This window comes from Paenibacillus hunanensis (genome assembly GCF_034055775.1).
In the GTDB taxonomy this organism is placed as follows: Bacteria; Bacillota; Bacilli; order Paenibacillales; family Paenibacillaceae; genus Saccharibacillus; species Saccharibacillus hunanensis.
On sequence record NZ_CP139194.1, the window covers coordinates 5,123,764 to 5,143,621 of the forward strand.

At 49.2% G+C, this 19,858-nt stretch carries 15 protein-coding genes; 2 read left to right on the forward strand and 13 right to left on the reverse strand.

Going from position 1 to position 19,858, the window contains the following annotated elements:
* Window positions 1-45: 45 nt before the first annotated feature.
* The 7 genes from SK066_RS20870 to SK066_RS20900 form a co-directional block, all read right to left on the reverse strand.
* Complete coding sequence (locus tag SK066_RS20870) at window positions 46-1,191, reverse strand: GNAT family N-acetyltransferase (RefSeq protein ID WP_320542853.1); 1,146 nt, start codon at window positions 1,189-1,191, stop codon at window positions 46-48.
* Entirely contained in the window at window positions 1,169-2,557 is a 1,389-nt protein-coding gene (locus SK066_RS20875) for a F390 synthetase-related protein (RefSeq protein WP_320542854.1), read from the reverse strand. The genes SK066_RS20870 and SK066_RS20875 overlap by 23 nt, the downstream gene beginning before the upstream one ends.
* Complete coding sequence (locus SK066_RS20880; protein ID WP_320542855.1) at window positions 2,554-3,630, reverse strand: MBL fold metallo-hydrolase; 1,077 nt, start codon at window positions 3,628-3,630, stop codon at window positions 2,554-2,556. The genes SK066_RS20875 and SK066_RS20880 overlap by 4 nt, the downstream gene beginning before the upstream one ends.
* Window positions 3,631-3,669: 39 nt before the next feature.
* Window positions 3,670-4,674 (reverse strand): NAD-dependent epimerase/dehydratase family protein, encoded by a 1,005-nt coding sequence (locus tag SK066_RS20885; RefSeq protein ID WP_320542856.1) that lies wholly within the window; start codon window positions 4,672-4,674, stop codon window positions 3,670-3,672.
* A 2-nt stretch (window positions 4,675-4,676) separates the two neighbouring features.
* Window positions 4,677-6,314 carry an ATP-grasp domain-containing protein gene (locus SK066_RS20890; RefSeq protein WP_320542857.1) on the reverse strand — a complete coding sequence of 546 codons (1,638 nt, stop codon included), beginning with the start codon at window positions 6,312-6,314 and terminating at the stop codon, window positions 4,677-4,679.
* On the reverse strand, window positions 6,304-7,302 hold the full coding sequence (locus tag SK066_RS20895; RefSeq protein WP_320542858.1) for a beta-ketoacyl-ACP synthase III: 999 nt from the start codon (window positions 7,300-7,302) through the stop codon (window positions 6,304-6,306). The genes SK066_RS20890 and SK066_RS20895 overlap by 11 nt, the downstream gene beginning before the upstream one ends.
* 120 nt (window positions 7,303-7,422) lie before the next feature.
* Window positions 7,423-8,283: a lipoate--protein ligase family protein gene (locus SK066_RS20900; RefSeq protein WP_320542859.1), complete on the reverse strand. Its 861-nt coding sequence runs from the start codon at window positions 8,281-8,283 to the stop codon at window positions 7,423-7,425.
* 761 nt (window positions 8,284-9,044) lie between these two features.
* Here SK066_RS20900 and SK066_RS20905 point away from each other — a divergent pair.
* Together SK066_RS20905 and SK066_RS20910 are read left to right on the forward strand one after the other, a co-directional pair.
* Complete coding sequence (locus tag SK066_RS20905) at window positions 9,045-10,199, forward strand: serine hydrolase domain-containing protein (protein ID WP_320542860.1); 1,155 nt, start codon at window positions 9,045-9,047, stop codon at window positions 10,197-10,199.
* A gap of 78 nt (window positions 10,200-10,277) precedes the next feature.
* The gene (locus tag SK066_RS20910; protein WP_320542861.1) at window positions 10,278-11,126 is read left to right on the forward strand and encodes a MurR/RpiR family transcriptional regulator; all 849 of its coding nucleotides are present in this window, start codon (window positions 10,278-10,280) and stop codon (window positions 11,124-11,126) included.
* Between the two features lie 153 nt (window positions 11,127-11,279).
* Here the strand turns inward: SK066_RS20910 and SK066_RS20915 are convergent, their stop codons facing one another.
* From SK066_RS20915 to SK066_RS20940, 6 genes are all read right to left on the reverse strand, one after another.
* On the reverse strand, window positions 11,280-11,447 hold the full coding sequence (locus SK066_RS20915; RefSeq protein WP_188775710.1) for a hypothetical protein: 168 nt from the start codon (window positions 11,445-11,447) through the stop codon (window positions 11,280-11,282).
* A 428-nt stretch (window positions 11,448-11,875) separates the two neighbouring features.
* Complete coding sequence (locus SK066_RS20920) at window positions 11,876-12,400, reverse strand: phage tail protein (protein WP_320542862.1); 525 nt, start codon at window positions 12,398-12,400, stop codon at window positions 11,876-11,878.
* 33 nt (window positions 12,401-12,433) lie between these two features.
* Window positions 12,434-12,937 (reverse strand): phage tail protein, encoded by a 504-nt coding sequence (locus SK066_RS20925; RefSeq protein WP_320542863.1) that lies wholly within the window; start codon window positions 12,935-12,937, stop codon window positions 12,434-12,436.
* Window positions 12,938-12,959: 22 nt separating this feature from the next.
* The gene (locus SK066_RS20930) at window positions 12,960-13,499 is read right to left on the reverse strand and encodes a phage tail protein (protein ID WP_320542864.1); all 540 of its coding nucleotides are present in this window, start codon (window positions 13,497-13,499) and stop codon (window positions 12,960-12,962) included.
* A 154-nt stretch (window positions 13,500-13,653) separates the two neighbouring features.
* Window positions 13,654-14,106: a GNAT family N-acetyltransferase gene (locus SK066_RS20935; RefSeq protein ID WP_320542865.1), complete on the reverse strand. Its 453-nt coding sequence runs from the start codon at window positions 14,104-14,106 to the stop codon at window positions 13,654-13,656.
* Window positions 14,107-14,307: 201 nt separating this feature from the next.
* The gene (locus SK066_RS20940; protein ID WP_320542866.1) at window positions 14,308-19,782 is read right to left on the reverse strand and encodes an Ig-like domain-containing protein; all 5,475 of its coding nucleotides are present in this window, start codon (window positions 19,780-19,782) and stop codon (window positions 14,308-14,310) included.
* Window positions 19,783-19,858 lie beyond the last annotated feature (76 nt).

A 19,858-nucleotide genomic window follows, 5' to 3' on the forward strand; every position in this document is an offset into this window, starting at 1 on the left:
ATACTGCACATATCCTGTAAAAGACGACAATCGATATTAGCAGTATTACAGCTTTAGCTTTTGAATGAGCGGTACACCGATACGGTACAATAGCTGCTCCAGCAGCCACCAGCCGCTGCGAATGGCGACTGAGCCACTGCGATCATACACAGCAGAGACTTCTAGTACACCGTAGGCACCGCGATTACGCTTGAATTGACCGACACCGGAGCTTTCGTGTAGTAGCTGTCCACGCTTTTCAGATAGATCAATCAGCAGGATCGATAGCATACGATACAGCCCTGTTTCTGCCGGAAGTGTCGTATCATAGCCGAATAACGGCGTGGTCATCACGGCATCACGTCCAAAAAAGCCAAGCACCGCATCCATGCGTCCATCTTTGCGCAAGCCGTAGATGTGCAGCAACCGCTCACGGAGCGCCAACCGGAAGAATGGCTCGGTAAATTGCGGATTGTATGCCGAATATTTATCGATGTACAGCATCCGATACAGCTCGGCAATACGAGGAATATCCTGTTCCTTGATTGCATCGGGCTCTACTACTTCGTATTGCCCCGAATCGATCAGACGGCGATCGCGCTTGATCACCCAGCGCGTACGTGAGTTCACACCGGTCTGATGATCGAATAGATAGATTTGCCGACTCGGAATAAGCCGACAATGAAGCTGCTTCAGGGTCGATTGTACGATCGGAGTCGTCACCTCGTTCAGCGAACGCCAGATCACCACATGCTTCGGATAACGAAGCTGTACCGCCTGCTGCACTGCCTCTACCTGCTCCGCTGTTAGATGCGGATACAGATTGGTGGAGACGAGCCAGTTATTGATTTGTACCACCCGGTTAAAATGAATCCGCCGCAAGCACCAGCCGATACCGCGTAACAGCAGGGCTAATGCCTTTTCCAAGCGTGGACGCTGGAGCATCGCCAGCTCCTCCTCCGCATACGATACATAATGCGTGTAAGGTGAGCACACATACGAATTCGTATACTCCGCTTCGTTAACCGTGATCGGCAACGGAATGCCGTCTACAGTAAGCACCAACAGCTCCGTTTGCACATTGGCTACATAAGGATGCACACCCTCCTGTAGCATCGGGAGCAGATATCGTCTGGCATAGCTGCCGTACGCATCCTCCGGCCATACGAGCTGGTGTATATTTTCGGAGCTATACCAGACCACGGTCGCCATCTGGCTTCCATCTCCTTTCTACGCGTCTAAGCTTCACCGGCCCTGGCTCGAACGCATACTCGCCAAATCGAATCGCTGGCAACGCTCCGTGAAGCCCCGCACATAGCTGCTTGAGGCGTTCGCGAATCTGCGCTTCCACTGCCGCACGGGATTCCTCTCCGCTCAGACGATACAGAATTTCTAGCCGATCGCTATCATGCTGGATCACCTGATAATGCTCAATCTCCGGTGAAGCGGAGATTACTGCACGCGTAACCAGATCAGGGAACAACGGCACGAGCGGACGATCCAGCTCCTGCTGTTCATGCTCCTCCTGCCAGTCCTGCTCATCTTCATCCAGCTGACGAATATATAAAATATCATCACAGCGCCCTTCAATGCGCTCCACAGCCGTAAACGGTGAACCACAAGCACATGGCTGCTCTGCCAGCGTCAAAATATCATTAAGTCGATAGCGTATAATTGGCTGCGCCCGGCGTGAAAAATCCGTAATAATCGGTACAAACCGCCGCTTATCCTCATCGATATATTCCCGATCAATATGCACGATATCCTCATTTAGATGCAGTGTCCCATGCTCACAGGTCGCTCCAAGAAAGCCCTCTGTGCACTGATACACCTGATGCACACGCTGCTGAAAGGCATCCTCAATACGCTGGCGATCCAGCGGATCGAGCACCTCAGCAACTGAGATAATGCGCCACGGCTTCACCGTTAATTTGCCTGCATGGGCAGCATCCGCAAGTAAGCGTAACAAGGAGGCTGGCGCTACCCAGATATCTGGACGCTCCTGCTCCAATACCGTAAGATGCTGCTCCATCGGTACCGTCAGATCAAAATAACGAAATTCCAGCTTTCCCTTACGCACCGATTCGTACAAATTGCTATTCGCACGCAGGAAAAAAGCAATCCGGTGTGACTCACGCAAGCCGCCTGGTAGCAGCTTTGCCAGTACGGTCCCTGTCCACGCGTCCTGCTCCTGCGGACTGACCAGAAATAGCCCTCGATTACCCGACGTACCCGAGGACAGCCCAATCGTCACCCCATGTAGCTGTGGCTCAAAGTCCCTCGTCCGTTCCGCCTCCAGCGCAACATCCTGCGCCTGTGTGCGAGATAGCCCCACCGTATTCAATTCATCAAATTGCTCCATCATGACGCCTTTATCAATCATCGGAAATTGACGCCAATCCGCGTCTGCTCGCCCTTCCCACCACTGACGATAAAAGGCAGCGTGACGACGCACCCATTTTACATGGCGTAGCACCTGACGCTCCTGCCAGCGCTCCAATGTTGCTCGATTCGACCAGCGCTGTGCTCGTCCTCGTGTTCGTAAATAGTGATACAAAATGCGCAATGTATTGGTCATCCGTGCCATTCTCCTCCCCATGCGTCCAGTGCCTCCCGGCAATGACTCGGTACAATTCGTAGCTGCGGATGACGCAGATGCCAGACGCGTAACCGCTGCATATTGGTCGCATATTGCTGCCTGTTCGACATGATCAGATTCGCTGCTGGATGCGGCTTACGATCCTCCATAAACGCTCGGCTCGACCAGACCGTATCTGCACATAATAGGTACTCCTGCTCCCCCGCCACCACCAGTAGCCCGATCATCCCTTCCGCATGTCCTGACAGCTCCAATGCCAGCACACTTCCATCTCCGAACAGATCGTAGCAAGCAGCCTGGTGCTCTTGGTGCTCTTGGTGCTCTTGGTGCTCTTGAAGACCATAACCACGTGAATCATTCATCAGTGCTTGTTCACTTGAAGCATCATGCTCATGCTTCTTCAGGTGCTCTTGATTCTCTTGGCGATTACGACTATCCGAATCACCCATTAGCGTTGCCCCACTTGAAGCATCACCATCAGGCAGATAGCGATTCTCCTGTCGCTCCGTCATCGCTCGACTCCAGCTCCCCGGCTCGTACCTCACATTCCAATCCTGACGAGTAAAAGGCAACGACCGCTTTTCAAAATCTTCAGGCAATAGTCCACGCAAAAAGCCTGCCTTCACCGCACGAATCGATCTCAGCCCTCGCACCGCATCATACGCCTCCTGCAAATAAATAAACTGCGCCTGCGGAAAATCCCGTACAGCCGCAATATGATCCCCATGAAAATGAGACAAAATCACATACCGAATCTCGTCCGCGCGTACTCCAGCTTGTTCGAGCTGCTGCACAGCATGATCCTGCTCGGTATACACCACAGGTGTCGTATAGCGATATAACGACTCGGGCAACGAGGCCGTTTCCGCAAAAAAGCGACGACTATACCCTGTATCAAACAAAATCGGTCCAAGCTGCGGATGGCGAATACAGGCAAAGCCCGCCGGAAACGCGACCGGTCGCAAGCTCCCACCGCGAATCGTCAAAAATTCAGGATGTGTACAATATCCTGCTGCGCCGATCCATAGCGATACCGGCATACGACTTTGCATCTTATTCTCCCCCTATCGATTATGTATTTCATCGTTCGTCTATCTATTGTTTTGTTCTGCTTTCCACCACTCGGCAAACTGACGCAAGCCCTGCTTCACAGTCACCGTTGGCGTATAGCCCAGCTCATGCTGTGCTTTGCTAATATCCAGCGTGTGAGGAACCGCGATCGAGCTAACTGTATAACGGGTTAGCGTAGGCTCCCCTTGTAGCGGTAATAAGCGATACGCAGCTTCCAGCATCGTCGCCACCCCATAAGCAGCACGATAAGGAATCTGTCTGGTTCGCAGCGGCAGATCCAATAGCTCGAACAACTCACGCACCAGCTCGCGAAACGGTAGTGCCTCTCCATTGGAAATGTTATACGTTTGCCCCAGCGTGGATGCAGAAGAATCGCAGCATAACAGCATCGCCTGTAGCAGATTGTCCACACAGGTCAGATCAATCTCCGCCTCACCGCCGTTTAACAGCGGTACACCGGATTGTTCACTCGCGCGTAGCAATCTCGGCAATAGCGCCTGCTCCTCTGGCCCAAAGATCGCACGCGGACGCAGCATAATGACAGGCAACTGCTCCTCTTGCCAGCGCTGCTCCAGCCATTGCTCTGCGATCCGTTTGGTTGCCGCATAGTGATTAGCAGCACGCGCAGGCAATGGATCGCTTTCCTTGATCCGATAACGTGGCTTATAGTCAAAATAAACGCTTGGGGTCGATACATGGACAAGGCGCTCTACATCCTCACGCTTACAACCCTCCGCTACATACTTCGTGCCCTCTACATTGCTATCGTAGAAGTCACGATACCGTCCCCAGGGTGAAGACAATGCACCACAATGAAATACGAACTCCTGACCACAACAAGCACCCAGTATGAGCTCCCGATCACGCAGATCAGCCGCAACAAATCGTATCCCTTCTGCCATCAGCTGTCGTCCAGCCTGTTCATTTCGTCCGGTTGCGGTTACGTCCCAGCCCAGACGATGTAGATGCCGTGCCAGATGCCCACCGAGAAAGCCTGTCGCTCCAGTCACAAGTGCCTTTTTCATATCTAACTCCTTTCCGATCCTGCATCGATCCCATTCCATTCGATATCGTGTGTTAACGCCTCGACGATCGATATCCGTTCGCGGCGACTGATTCGCCATGCCGCCCACAGTAGACGTAGCTGTCCATACGCAGGCATACGATCATAATGGCGATATATCGCATCCTCTGCACTACGAAGTGACTCTCGCCATTGCCTCCACTGCTGTCTGCTCCAGCGTCTGCCCAGTCCGCTCACAAGCATAGGCAGTGTGAGCATAACGCGTCTACCCGGCTGTGGTTGAATGATCGTACCGTTTGCCACCAATTCAGCAGGATGCAATAATGCCTGCTCCAATCCATCCTCCGGACGGAACAAATGTACACCGCTGGTTGCGCGCGGATTGCATTCCAGCGGATAGAGCTTGCCTGTGTACTGCTGTTCGATTAGATCAAAGCTGAGCTGTCCGTTAAAACGATGGAGTCGCCGTAACGCGTCAGAACTACGCATAACATCTTCATCATCCTGTTGCTCATTGTCCAGCTCATTCCAGCGGCTCATCAACGTCTGCACCCATTCCAGCGTATCTGGACGCTCCAATGCTTCAAAATGCACACTCGCTCCAGCACGACTATTGCGATACCGACATCGATATGTCGCATGTGCTACCACAGTACCTTCATGCACAATGCTGTAGGTGCATATCTGCTCACCTGCGATAAACTGCTGAGCAATCCACGGCTGCTGCTTAGACAGCGTAGCAGGTGGAGGAGCATGATAAGAGTTCCATCTGCCTGAATTCGATGCATTCAAGCTGGGCGAAGCAGTAGAAGAAGTATGGATTCGCTTTACTTCTGGGTTTATTTTTGGGTTTATTTTTGGGTTTATTTTTGGGTTTATTTCTCGCTTTGTTCCTGATTTTCTCCCTGTTTCTGTTTCTACTTCTATTCCAGTTTCTGATCCTAGCTCTGTTTTCAATCCGAATCTGTGTCGTGCTTCTGGTTTTAATTCCAGTTTGAGTCCTTGTTCTGCTTCTTGTTTTACTCGTAACTCTGAAAGACTTCCTTTCTCAAGCTCTCGCTCAGCGCCTTTTGTAAGCTCTGCTTTCCTCGTCCCTCCAGTATATGATTCCGGTGGTAACCACACCTGCGAGGCAAATCGCGAATACGCCGGCTTTAACACAATCGGTCTTCCGTCCTGCCAGGCTTGCAGCTGCGTCTGCCGCCATTGCTGTTCATTCTCCAGCAATACCGTATCCGGCAATAGCAGTCCGGCTGCACGTACCAGCTCAATAAAAGCTCCTTTGTGGTGCAGACGATGCAGCTGAGTAAGCATTGGTGAGATGACCCGTACATGCTTCGATAAGCTCTCCAGCCCACCAGCAATATGAAAAATCTCCTCACAGGTCGGTAGCAGTAGATCAATTTGCTCCTGACACACAATTCGCTCCAATTCCGATAGAAAAGCAACCGTCTGCTGCCTTGGCGCAGGTACGCTATAGCAGCGTCGCACCGTATTGGAATACCGACAGAGCGGCTGCGGGAAGCTCTCCGCCACATACACCTCATGCCCGGCAGCATGCAGCAGTCGGCACCATTCCAGCGCTACAGGTGCACGACCGCCGGTGATCAGAATACGCAGCGTTTGCTGATCAGTAATCAAGCACCATGCCTCCCAGTGTCAGCCCCGCCGCTGTACCGATCAATAGCAGACGATCGCCACGTTGAATCCGTTTTTGCACAATCGCTTCATGCAAGCCCATCGGGATCGATGCTGCAATCGTATTGCCATGATTAGGCGTAATATTCATAAACTGCTGCTCAGCAATCCCTAGCTTTCGCCGCAATACACGCATCGCCATTGCGCTCCCCTGATGCGGAATAACGAGCTGGAAATCCTTCATCGACGTATTCGCTCCGCTTAATAACTCATCCATAAAATCAGGCAACAACCGCGATGCCATTTTGAAAATACCTGTACCATCCATCTGGAACGTAAACGAACGCTCCGATGGCTGTGGTCGTTCTGGTGGGAAGCGTGTTCCGCCACCCGGAATCTCGGAATATCTGGCTCCACGACTGTACGTGTGAAGAGAAGTATGTATAATAGCTGATGCTTCATCCGGTTCAGCAGGTCCAATCACAACAGCCGCTGCTCCATCTCCAAATAAGATCGCACTCTCTTTGTGACTCCAATCCAGTCCAGCAGAAGCCACCTCTGTAGCGACAAGCAAAATATACCGATAGCGTCCAGCCGTGATCATATACGACATCGTGTCCAGTCCCACGAGAAAACTCAGACAGGTCGCATCCATATCAAATACAGGCACGCCTGAATCCTGCGCACCAAGCGCCTGCTGAATAAAGGAAGCGGTGCTTGGTAGCGGCTGCTCCTTCGTTCCGCTTGTACATACAAGACAGTCGATATCGGTAAATTCAAGCCCTGCCGCTTCTAATGCCATACGTGCCGCCGCAGCGCCCATCGACGATGCCGTCTCGCCTTCGCTCACATAATAACGCGTACCTACGCCACCTGCTTTGGCAGCCCAGCCGGGCTTCACACCAAGACGACGATCGACCTCCTCATCGGTTACCGCCATCGATGGCATGTATTTGCCTGTTCCCAAAATTTTCACCTTACGATATTGCATAGCTATCCCTCTAATCTGTAATATACTGGTGTTCGATTCCGTGCTGGCGCCCCCTTTTACATCCCATGCTCCAGCACGGCAGTGCTTTATTTTCCGAATACATTCCGCTCTACAGGTCCATTAATCATCATAACGACTACGTAATTCCTGCATCATTTGCTGGATGTCCTGCTCATCGATTACGCCATGGATCGAATGAAGCGGTGCAGGCTTGCCGCCATTCAGCAGCTTTTGCAGCTCCAGCATATAATCAGCCACCGATGGCACGCCAACCAGCTCATTCAGACCGCCCATCGTACCTGGACGCACAATCGGATAATTTTTATCCGCATCCTGTGGCCCGGTTGCCAGATCATAAAATCGCTTAATCTGTGCAGCCAGCTCTTCTCCATTGCCTTCGACAATCACAAAGGCGGTGATCATATACGCCTTTGCCTGACGGCGCTGCGCAATCCCACAAAATTTACGACCATCGATACTAATATCATAATCGCCCGGACAAAAGGCTCCATCCACCTCACCTGTATGCACCTGCACACTCCACGGATGCACCGCCCGGCTGATCCATTCCGCCATAAAACGAAAATCGTCATGGATATTAATCCGTTGCTTCGGATTCGGTAGCATGATCGATAGATTCAAAATCCCCGGCTTTAGCGGTACAGCCGCTCCACCGGATGCACGCACTGCCACCGAGGTTCCTTCCTGACGAAACTGCTCCATCGCCTCGACCGCGCCGCTCAAACGTCGATCACGCAATCCGATCGTCATCGCATCCTCATGTGTCCACATATGAATCACAGGTGGATGACCTTGCCCAACACGGCGGCACATCAGCTCTTCCCATGCCATCGGCTCCAAAATCGACACATCCCGACCGAACGTTGGTGTAAAATACCATACCGCTCCCTCCAGCACTTCGGGAATAAACGACATGCCTTCTCCTTGTCGATGCCCTTGATCTGCTTGCTCCATCGTCATCTTACCGCCTCCTGCCTTTTGCTCCTGCTTAGTCTGTATGGTGTTATTTACCACATGCATGTTCATCATGTATCATGCTGATGCTTACATTTCATCTACGTATCTGTATAAAAGAGAGGTATATCCAAATTATCATTTCTCAAATCATGTTATTATCCTTATTCAGTCTGTTTATTATACCAGTTTTTATACGAATTTTTTGACAGGATATGCGGATGTCACTAGATCCAGCATATAGGAACCCTATAGCCCACATTAATTCAGCTAACATAGCGTGAATGGAAGATGAGCGTACATATTTTCGCATATACTTTTATGTAGTGATCTGGTACATTTTATATCATGAATATAGCATTATGAGCTTCGTATCTAGAAAAACCTAACATAATGAACGGTTTTCTAACATATTTAACAATAAAAAATACGCATAATTAGATTAATCTTAGATTTCCTTAGTTTAATGTAAAATATACTTCCAAATAAGCTCCCATCAAATCATTCATTGATGTAATGCATACTGCCCCGTCTAATTACTCTTATAGCATAAACAAACAGCTAGCATCATAAGCCATCTAGCACCACGCACCGTTTAGCACGATTAACTATCGAAATAGCAATACATTATGGATCGATCCTTGCTTTCATGAATAGCCAAATCGTATATATCTTATATATGCACTCTCAAGTACATGCAATCTCAAGCCTTGCAGCTTAACCATCATCTATCCATCGTTATGAACCGTCAAAGGAGTCGTTCTTGTATGAAGTCATTCCCTGTTGCCAATGAACAGATCGATTATCCAGCAGTCACCGAAGCGGCGCTCCAGCATGAAGTACAGGAGCAGCTCTGGCAGCCTCTGCGTCAGGCGATTCATGAACGAATCCTTCCCGGTGCAGTCGCTGCGATCAGCTATCGTGGACAGCTCTATCGTTATGCTGGTGGCTGGGCAACCGATACGCCAGCGCTTCGTATTCCGGCTACGTTCGATACGATCTACGACTGCGCTTCATTAACAAAAGTCACGGTAACCTTACCGCTCATTCTTATTCTTGCTCAGCAGGGTAGTCTTTCCCTTGATGATCCAGCTTCCAACTATGTACCCGAGCTCCAGCATGGAGCACATGCGACGATCACGATTCGTCAGCTACTTGCCCATATCTCTGGCTTGCCTGCGATCATCGATTGCTACAGTCATAGCTGGACAATGGAGGAAGCGATACAGCATATTGGCCAGCTGGAGCTACAGTCTGCGCCCGGCTCAGCGCGTGCTTATAGCGATCCCGGCTTTATCCTGCTCGGCTGGCTATTTCAGCAGATTAGCGGAATGAGCCTGGATGAAGGCGCACAGAAGCTACTCTGGCAGCCGCTGCATATGAATAACAGTATGTTTTGTCCGCCTTCCTCACTCGTGGCGAATATAGCATCCACCGAGTACGATGCTGTACGTGCCGATTGGCTACGTGGTGTTGTGCATGATGAAAATGCAAGGCAATTAGGCGGGATCGTTGGACATGCTGGTTTATTTGCAACAGCGAATGATCTGCTGCGCTATGGTCAAAGCTGGCTGACAGGCGTGAATGGCAGTGGCTGTGAATGGCTTGCTCCAGCACAACAGAGTATCATGCTGCTTCGCTCTGCTATTCAGTGCCAAACGCCTGCACTGCCTCAGACTCACCGCAGCTTAGGCTGGGTGCTGGAGGGAGATGAAGCAGATGTATCCGGTGGCTTGCTATCCTCGACTGCCTTCGGTCATACCGGCTTTACGGGTACAAGTCTATACATTGATCCTGAGCTAAAGCTAGTGATGGTGCTGTTAACGAATCGCGTACACTATGGCAGACAGCATTCAATTCAGCAGGTACGGCGAGATTTTCATCGCGCGATTGCCGCTTTTATTCGAGCGCATATGAAGTAGAGCCTGGATCGCCGATCACCTGATCGTTAGAGCCTGTACACTCAATTGCAGGTATTTCATCATAAAGGAGCCATGACTATGAATGGCGGATTGGTCCGTTTACGGGAAATTATTCAGACGATTACGCCGTCTGAGCGCAAGGTAGCCAGCTATATTTTGGAGCAGCCCCAGCGACTTGTCGGTATGTCGGTGGCACAGCTTGCCGAGCAAAGTGGCGGTAGTCAGGCAGCCGTCATTCGACTGTGCAAATCCGCTGGCTTCAAGGGCTATCAGGAGCTAATGCTCAAGGTGGCAGGTGATCTACAGGAGGAGCGCCAGCCTCAGGGAGGCTATCAGGAGATTCGACCGAATGATTCGATTGATCAACTCATCGATAATATCTCAGCCAACAATATCCAATCGATCCGAGATACGATCAAGATTCTGGATTCCGGGCAAGTGAAGCAGGCGATCGCTGCCCTGATGGAGGCAAAACGCATCTTTTTCTTCGGCATCGGTGTGTCTAATCTGATCGCTACCGATGCGCAGCATAAGTTTTTGCGAATTAACCGTCCCTGCTTCGCCTTTACCGATGCAGACCTACAGCTCATCTCCTCTGTGATGCTCACACCGCAGGATGTTGTGGTAGGCATTTCGTATTCGGGACAGACCCCGGTTACGGCTGAGTGTATGCGTCTGGCACGCGAAGCTGGAGCGTGTACGATCTCACTTACTCGCTATGGCAACACCCCGATCAGCATGCTAGCCGATATCGCGCTGCACACCTCATCGACGGAAAGTAACCTGCGCAGTGGTGCTACTTCCTCACGAATCGCACAGCTCAATGTGATCGATATCTTGTATCTCGGTATAGCGAGTCAGGATTATGAGCGTTCCCTGCAAGCGTTGGATCGGACGCATAATGTGATCCGTCGTAGCAGAAGATAACGCCCCGTCGTTACCAGTTCTCCAGATAGCTCTCTTGCTGTGTATAAACCAAACAGAGCATACAAGCCGTCCGTATCCCATGCAGACCGCCTGTATGCTCTGTTTTATTTTATCTACTAGCTATAGGATGGACGTTGACGCCCACGATACCCCTTATTCATACACGCCAAAGCGCTGAATAATCTCCTTAATCTTCGCCCGCACGATCAGATCGGAATTGTTGCGATTGTGCATGATCAGGCAAACCTGTCTAATAAAGTCCGTTTTCTGTTCCTCTGTCATCTTCTCCAGACTTTGATCCAGTAGTTCACGAAATTCCATCGGCTTCCCCTCCGTAGTTCAAATTCAGCCAGCCTACATTAATCAACGTCAGCTAACCTAGTCATGCTCAGCTATTTTGTTATCTATCTGTAAACATGCTGCTTGCTGAACAGTCTAATACATGTAAGCATATGGAAGCAACCATATCGGTCACTAGAACATCTGTTTTTTCAAAAATGACGTATTCTTGTATCGAAAAAGTAGTCTAATTCGCAATTAAAAATCAATAAAAGACGGTATCCATGTAGATACCGCCTTTTATTAATTCAAAAGGATGGCTAAGCTCCTATTCTTCACCTCATATACACAACGATCATAAGCTAAAGGAATAGAAAATTGTACAACGGCAACCATACTGCCTTACCTGATGTTATGTATATATGATTCAGGCAGTTCATGGGAACACTCAATTGCCAGTTACAAGCAGATTAATTACCGAAATCAGGGTAAATACCCTCCCAGCAAATAATATAATTAATAGCTACAAAAGGCTGCATATTATTATGAGCACCACCTGAACCGCTTGCACCTATTGCTAATGGCCCCAATGTAGCATTTGCAGCTTTACTATATGCAAAAACTGTTCCGTTTCGCGGAATGCTTCCCCATGTCTTATTTGTAGGGTCCATTGCAGTTGCAGAGGCTGCTGCCTGCACAGTATGGTTATGCGAAGGCATTTGATTAACAACAAGCGTTTCATTTATCGTGCCGCCTGCAACAGCAAAATTCCGTGCAGTCAATCCAGGGCCTGCTCCACGATGAACAGGTACTTTTCCTCTCATATCGGGTACCTTGAATTTTTGGCTTTGAACGGAACCGCCAAATGTTGTACTAATCAACGCATATAATAGTTGATATTGAGACATATTATATTCCGTACCATCACAAAATAACCAGCCTTGAGGTGCATAGTTGCCTGCAAATAAACGAATCTCACCAACGTAAGGATCCATAGCGTATACCTTCCTTTCTGAATAAGAGGATAGTTAAGGATGCGGAGGAAATAATCCTGTGGTAGCAATACAGAAATTAAAGGTTAGATAAGGCTGCATGTTGTTATGAGCGCCTCCAGCACCAGCGGTACCTATCGTCTGCTGAGCCATCTGAATATTGGGTTGATTGCTCGAATATGAATTAGCAGTTCCCGTCGCTCCTAAAAAATTATCCGTCGCTGGCTTTTCCGTAGCGCCCGCACTATTGACGCCCATCGTATGATTATGCGCAGGTATCTCACCTGTAGTAAGTGCATGAGCAGCCTCACCTGCAGAAGTCCCTCGATTGATGCCTGTGCCTGGATGAAGCGGCACGCGTCCACGAAGATCGGGAACAGCAAAGTCATTCACTCCATCCCCACCATAAGTAGTGGATAATAAGGCAAACAGCGCTTGATTACTGCGGATAGGTAACTTCTGACCATTACAAGCAATCCATCCATTTGGGATCGTTCCAAAAGCAAAGATTCTGATTTCGCCAACAAATGGTTCTGCCATCGATATTCAGCTCCTCTCTATATTATGAAGGTGTTGGGAAGAACCCTTCCAATGCAATAATGAAGCCTATTGTCAAATAAGGCATCATATTGTTATGCGCTGCATTTCCGCCCGTATACGACATACTAGCTCCCATCGCCGTCGTTGTAGCTGGATCGCCATACAGATTAATACTGCTGAGCGCTGGTACTGCATTTGCAGGACTAGGAGTTGTCGCCTGGCCTGACGTACTTAGAGCAGCTACAGAGTGTGTGTGTGAAGGCAATTCGGAAGCAGCAACAACTACCGATTCACTACCACCTTTATTACCAAGATTGTAGGTAATAGGCGTCGGAGAACCTGTAGTTAATGTTCCTTGATGAATAGGAACGCGTCCGCGTAAATCAGGTAAGGCAAAGTTCTGCGAAGGTGTACCTCCATAAGTATTTCCAATCAAAGCATATAATGCCTGGTTTTGCGCAACAGTCAAAATAGCACCGTCACAAAACGCCCAGCCAGCAGGAACTTTTGTTCCAGCAGCAGCTACAAACATACGAATCTCCCCAAGATACTGATCGCTCATCGTATAAACTCCCCTCTGTTCAGTTTGTGCAACTTTGAATAACTGTAGTCTGTTTGTTGTCTCACTGAATATTTGGGCCTGATACGCGCCTGATCGCTATTCGCAGCAACGCATTCAGCTGGCCTCTCCCCCTCTCCAGTCTCCAAGCGCTTGCTTACTTTCGTTGCCACTGCATGATGACATACGGTGTTGCTTGGGACTGCTCAGTAAAGCCTAGCTTGCGATATAACTGTCTGGCAGGATTCTGCTCCGCAACCTGTAATGAAATAACCGTTGCTTTATCCTTCAGTTGTTCAAGTATAGCTGTGCCATACCCTTGATTACGGAAGTCAGGCAATAATGCGATAAAGACAAGTCGGATCTCATCCCCATGTTGATCCGTGATTATGTATCCCGCCTGCTGACCATCAATAGTAATGATCCCATGATGCGCTGACGGGTAATGACTTCGATAGGACATTTGCTGTGCACGGAACTGCATATGCAGCAGCATTTCAAGCTGTTCCTCTGGCATATTCATCGGTATAAATTCTTCCATCTTCGTGCTTTTGAATACCTCAAATAAGAAAACCTCATCCTGCTGTGTTGCTTCTGTGAATACGAGCATATGGTTCCCCCATTTCCCGTGATCAGGTTTATTACAATGATCGTGCGTATACATTCCCGTCTGTCCAAGCAAGTGAAAGCTACTGTATCCAGCCTGGAATTGTAGTAGCTTCACCTGATTAGCACTTCGTATTTATAACATAAGCCTGACAGCTTGCTTGAACAGACAGAAGGATGTATAGCCAATGATCAAAACGATGGATTATTTACTGATATATTTCTCGGTTCCATTGGACTGCACCTCATAGCTATGAGCCAGCGAAGCTTCCTCTATATCGCCAAATGCCCAGTGCGTTGCTGGAACGTCATTCCATGTTGGTGTGGTTACACCGGTAAGCGGCCCACGCTTGAGCAGACGGTTCATCATCGTTACTAGCTCTGCTCGAGTGACACCTTCATTCGGACGGAATGTACCATCCGAGTAGCCTTTAACGACGCCCGTTTGTACCAGAATGGCGATACTGGATGCAGCCCAGTGTCCATCTACATCGCTAAACGAGGTTGTCGCTGTGCCCGTTGGCATCAGCTTTTGCCAGCGTACTGCCAGCGTTGCAAACTCGGCGCGTGTGAGTGGACGATTCGGTGCAAAACGGTCTGCCGATACACCCAGCATAATTTGCTGTGCCTGCAATTGACGAATCGCTTCCGATGCCCAGTGTGTGCTTGGCACATCGCCATAGCGTGCCGATGTGGACGTTACCGCAGAGCTACCATTCGCCTGCATAACACGCCATAGCATTGCAGCCAGCTCTGCACGAGTAGTCGCCTGTGAAGGACGGAAAGTGTGATTCGGATAACCGTTAATGTAAGCAGTATGCTCACCCGTTGCTCCGGGTTGTGCTGGAGTAGATGGCTGAGACGGTGTCGACGGATTACCTGGTGTTGGTGTAGGAGTCGGTGTTGGCGTTGTACTGCCACCACCGCCGCCTCCACCGCTGGAAGAACGCTTCGGCTCGACATGCAGAATTGTAAATGTACTGAACTTGCTCACATCGACCGTGATTCCTTCTACCTGACCGTTCGCTGTCATTTGTACCATACCCCGTTGTAAGGCAATTTCGCCGTCACTATGCTGAATGTACACATACAGTCCAGCCACATAAGCTGCCTGCTGAGCTGGTGTTCCTGCTGGCAGATTCAGCTTCGATGCTGGAAACAACAGCGTAGTGTTGTAGGAACTATAGTTTGTTTCGATCGTCATCGGTGTACCGACCTGAGCGACTGTACCTGTAGATACAGCTTGCTTGACCAGCGGATCTGCCAGCGCCTGCTCAGTCACCTGCGACACTTCACTTGCACTACGAATCGGTACAAAACGGAAGAACAGGCTCTGTCCAGCCGTTTGCAGTTGCGACAATGTGTTTTTGCTCAGAATCACCTGTGCAAATTCGGTATCCAGATTCAAGTCAACCTTGTTCGCCAGTGTATCGTACGCGGTTGACGGTACATCAACCGTCACTTCACTTGCCGGATCATTAGGCACATCGGTCACAACAACACGCACTTTATTCTCATTGTTCGTCATTGCTGCTTGCAGTGCAGAGTTCAATTGAGACGCTCCCGCTACGACCTTATCGATCTTGCTTCCATCGGACAATACTTTACGCGTAATTGGTGTTTGCTCAACATCGGTACCTTTATCACCGATGCGAATCGGTACATTACGCGTCACTTCCGAGCTGACAATATTGACGCCCTGCGGCTTCACGATAACGAGGAAGGTACGACTAAGCTGTGCACCATTGTGCTGAATCGTAGCGGTTAAAATGACCGTCTCATCGTCACCGACAGGTCGTGTGACTGAGCCGTTGCTTTGTACGATCTGCGACAGATTCGAGCTCCATGTAACCGGAAGTCCATCTTGCGTTGCTGGCAGAATCAGATCGCTAGTCACGAGTTCCCATGAATCATTGCCATTGTAGCCAATCGCGAGATTACTGAGCGCATTCCGCACTTCAGCGAGTGCATCGGCACGGATGACATTGACGGTGTACGTCGCCGATGTCTGTCCATCCTGCGCGGTCACTTTCAGATTGATCGTGTTCGTGCCCACTTGCAGATTGGTGCTGTACAGGCTTGTGCTGCTATCATAGGTTGCCCCTGTTACAGTCAATGTTGATAGTGGATTATACACATCTGCCTGAACGGAGTACTGTTCCACGTTGTTGGCAACATTAACGGTATACGTTGTAATGGCCGGGTCAAAGGCAGGTGTGAATGCGGTTGGTGTACCATTTAATGCTTTGAGACGCGCATCCTTGCTTGGCTCGCGCATAACTTGAATCGTGTACGTCTTACGTGTTTGTCCATCAGCTGCTAGCACTTCGATCGTGACGGTGTTAGTGCCTGTTTGTAGCTCGATCGGTGCAGAAGCAAGTCCACTTTGAACGGTATTGCCATTAATACGAATCGTTGCGTTGCTATCTACCGTAGTTGGTGTGAAGCTAATGCGATAGACATCATTTTGTACGGAAGCCATATAGCTTGTCTGTGCTGGTGTAAAGATCGGAATCAATGCACCCTCGGACAATTGTAGTGACGACAGACTGGCATCGTTGGATAAGAAATTAACATTGGCTGTCTGACTCAGTGTGATATTTTCATTCAGCACATTGGCTGTATAGATTACATTTTCCGTTTTTGTATTCGTAACCGTAAAGCTAGCCGCCCCGTCTACATTCGTTGTCGCTTGCGCAGGGGTGATGAGCGAGCTTCCACTTCCTTGCTGTAGCTGCACATTATGACCTGCGATCACATTGCCATTCGTATCCTTAACGATGACGGTAATGGTAGACGAATCGGAACCATTCGCCGAGACACTAGCTTTGGATGCAGTGATCTGCGATGTGGCTGCACTGGCAACACCCGGTGTAAAGGTAACCGGCACAGGATGCTGTGTTAAGGTAACATTACCAGCGATAGCAGTATACGTGATACTTTCTGCCTTCGTGCTCTTCACGGTAAATGTAGCAACGCCGCTGGCATCACTTGTGCCCTGAGTGGCTGTGATGGTCGAGCTGCCGCCTCCCTGCGACAGGGTTACTAGTTTACCGCTAACCGGGTTGTTCTGGCTGTCACGCAGGGTGACGGTAATGGTCGCCATATCCGTATTATCTGCGGCTACCGAAGTTTTGGAGATGGTTACGTTCGATAGTGCACCATCTACCGCACCCGGGTCAAAGGTTACGGTTTTCGTTGTAGTGAGCGTTATACTATCGGTTACATCCTGCGCCGTATACGTGACAGTTTCAGCCTTCATACTGGTCACTGTAAATGAAGCCTGACCATTGGCATCGGTCACCGAACCGCTGGCTGGCGATATAGCCGAGCTGCCGCTTCCTTGCGACAACGTTACATTTTTTCCACTGATCGGGTTATTGTTCGCATCGGTAAGCGTTACGGTAATCGTACTGCTATCTGCTCCATCTGCCGATACGTTTGCTTTGGATACTTGAATAGTGGATACTGTAGCGCTTACCGCTCCAGCCTGGAACGTTACACTAGCTGTTTGTGCGACTGTTACGCCGCCTGCTGTTGCGGTATAGGTGACACTCTCTGCTTTCGTACTTTTCACAGTAAAGGTAGCTACACCGCTGGCATTCGATGTACCTTGTACCGCCGTAATCGTCGAGCTACCTGATTGACTCAACGTCACAGGTCTTGCGCTGATTGCATTACCATTTACATCCTTCAAGGTGACGGTAATGGTCGAGCTATCTGAACCATCCGCACTCACATTCGCTTTGGCTGTAACCACTGTGGATGTGCCTGCATTTACAGTACCTGGAGTGAAAGTAACTGTGCCTGTCTGCGTGATTGTAAGGCTATCGTCGGCATCGGTCGCTGTATAGGTTATCGACTCTGCCTTTGTATTGGTTACCGTAAAGACTGCCTGTCCAATCGCATTGGTTGTCACTGCGGTAGATGGAGTAATTGTAGAACTGCCGCTTCCTTGACTAAGCGTTATGCTTTTATTACTGATCGGATTACTGTTACTATCCTTCAGTGTTACAGTTATAGTGCTGCTATCTGTTCCATCTGCAAATACACTGTTTTTAGATACACTCACAGTAGATTGTGCAGCGCTAGCCGCTCCTGGCTGGAAAGTAACACTTGCCGTTGGTGTGATCGTCACATTGTCAGACGTCACTGCTGCGGTGTACGTAATAGTTTCAGCCTTGGTGCTTTTGACGGTAAATGTAGCTACACCACTGGCATTACTTGTTTGCGAAGCTGGAGAAATCGTCGAGCTGCCACTACCCTGTGACAGTGTCACCGATTTATTACTTACTGCATTATTATTGGTATCTTTCAGGGTGACGGTAATCGTAGCACTATCGGTATTATTAGCGATCACATTCGCTTTGGATGAAGTGATCGTGGATAGTCCTGCATTGATTGCTCCGGCCTGGAAAGTTACAGTTGGTGTCGTTGATAAAGAAACACCATTTGATGTTGCTGTATAGGTGACTGCTTCTGCTTTTGGACTCTTGACGGTAAAGGTCGCAAGGCCGTTAGCGTCTGTTGTGCCTTGTGTTGCCGTAATAGTAGAGCTGCCGCCTCCCTGACTAAGTGTTACAGCCTTTCCACTAATGACATTATTATTAGCATCCTTCAGTGTCACGCTGATCGTAGCACTGTCAGAATTATCGGCAGTGACGGTCGATTTAGAAGCCGTTACGGTTGATGTGGAAGCACTGATTGCTCCCGGTTGGAAGGTTACATTGGTCGTCTGACCAATCGTTACACTATCCGCTGCGACGGATGCAGTGTACGTTACAGTCTCTGCTTTGGTGTTAGTTACGGTAAATGTAGCAACACCGCTGGCATTGGTCACTTGTGAAGCCGGGCTAATAACGGAGTTGCTTGAACCTTTAGAAAGGGTGACCGTTTTGCCACTAAGTAGATTGTTGCTCGCGTCTTTCACGGTGACCGTGATCGTAGAACTGGAGGCTCCATCAGCTGTTACAGTTGCTGGAGATGCGGTTACAGTTGAATTGCTAGCACTAGCTGGAGCACCACCAGCAACTTCCGTCAAATAAGGAGCATCGGAAACAGAGATAACGTTTTGATTAGATGGAGAAGTTGAGCTTGCTGGTCCTGTGATCAAAAACTGAATATAGCTACCCGCTTTTGCCCTCACGGCGCTATCTACATCGAATTGCAATACTGCTCCTGGCGTGATTGCGGTTGAATCTTTGGTATCAAGTAAGGTATAGTTCGAACTGCTTTGTACTTCCTGCATGCTTTGGGGCCATGAGGAATTATTGGTAGGATCAAATGGTGTAGAGCCTGTATACTGCCACACCTTTAAATTAGGCTGAAAAGTAGTATCTGCCCCTGCACTTTCGTAATTGTCTATGGTATTAACTTTAAGCGATAATACTGCTTTTTGACCCGATGAAGGAAAGCCAGCTGGTATATTGTATCTTGCAAAAGCATGAGATACTTTGGCTGAACCTGAGCTTCCTCCAATGTAGAGTGGAGCATTTTCAGGGTATGCATAGTAATACGGAGGACCTGCAAAATCATGGGATCCCAACTGCCCACCTGATCCATCGGTATAATTAACGATCTGGGCTGCGGCATATGAGGTATGCGCTGACACCGGGAACGTATTGATGATGAGCAACACACATAGCGCTCGCATCAATGATACCTTCAACCATTTTTTCATCTTTTTCTTCCCCTTTTGACTTCATATTATTTGATTTTAATACAAAAAATGGTTATAAAAAGCGCAAGATTATAAA

Excerpts from the sequence above, each read along its gene's own strand:
- SK066_RS20875 (WP_320542854.1), bottom strand. The coding sequence starts at position 2,557 with ATGACCAATACATTGCGCATTTTGTATCACTATTTACGAACACGAGGA.
- SK066_RS20915 (WP_188775710.1), bottom strand. The coding sequence starts at position 11,447 with ATGGAATTTCGTGAACTACTGGATCAAAGTCTGGAGAAGATGACAGAG.
- SK066_RS20870 (WP_320542853.1), bottom strand. The coding sequence starts at position 1,191 with ATGGCGACCGTGGTCTGGTATAGCTCCGAAAATATACACCAGCTCGTA.
- SK066_RS20905 (WP_320542860.1), top strand. The coding sequence starts at position 9,045 with ATGAAGTCATTCCCTGTTGCCAATGAACAGATCGATTATCCAGCAGTC.
- SK066_RS20930 (WP_320542864.1), bottom strand. The coding sequence starts at position 13,499 with ATGAGCGATCAGTATCTTGGGGAGATTCGTATGTTTGTAGCTGCTGCT.
- SK066_RS20925 (WP_320542863.1), bottom strand. The coding sequence starts at position 12,937 with ATGGCAGAACCATTTGTTGGCGAAATCAGAATCTTTGCTTTTGGAACG.
- SK066_RS20910 (WP_320542861.1), top strand. The coding sequence starts at position 10,278 with ATGAATGGCGGATTGGTCCGTTTACGGGAAATTATTCAGACGATTACG.
- SK066_RS20895 (WP_320542858.1), bottom strand. The coding sequence starts at position 7,302 with ATGCAATATCGTAAGGTGAAAATTTTGGGAACAGGCAAATACATGCCA.
- SK066_RS20920 (WP_320542862.1), bottom strand. The coding sequence starts at position 12,400 with ATGGATCCTTACGTTGGTGAGATTCGTTTATTTGCAGGCAACTATGCA.
- SK066_RS20900 (WP_320542859.1), bottom strand. The coding sequence starts at position 8,283 with ATGACGATGGAGCAAGCAGATCAAGGGCATCGACAAGGAGAAGGCATG.
- SK066_RS20880 (WP_320542855.1), bottom strand. The coding sequence starts at position 3,630 with ATGCAAAGTCGTATGCCGGTATCGCTATGGATCGGCGCAGCAGGATAT.
- SK066_RS20935 (WP_320542865.1), bottom strand. The coding sequence starts at position 14,106 with ATGCTCGTATTCACAGAAGCAACACAGCAGGATGAGGTTTTCTTATTT.
- SK066_RS20940 (WP_320542866.1), bottom strand. The coding sequence starts at position 19,782 with ATGAAAAAATGGTTGAAGGTATCATTGATGCGAGCGCTATGTGTGTTG.
- SK066_RS20885 (WP_320542856.1), bottom strand. The coding sequence starts at position 4,674 with ATGAAAAAGGCACTTGTGACTGGAGCGACAGGCTTTCTCGGTGGGCAT.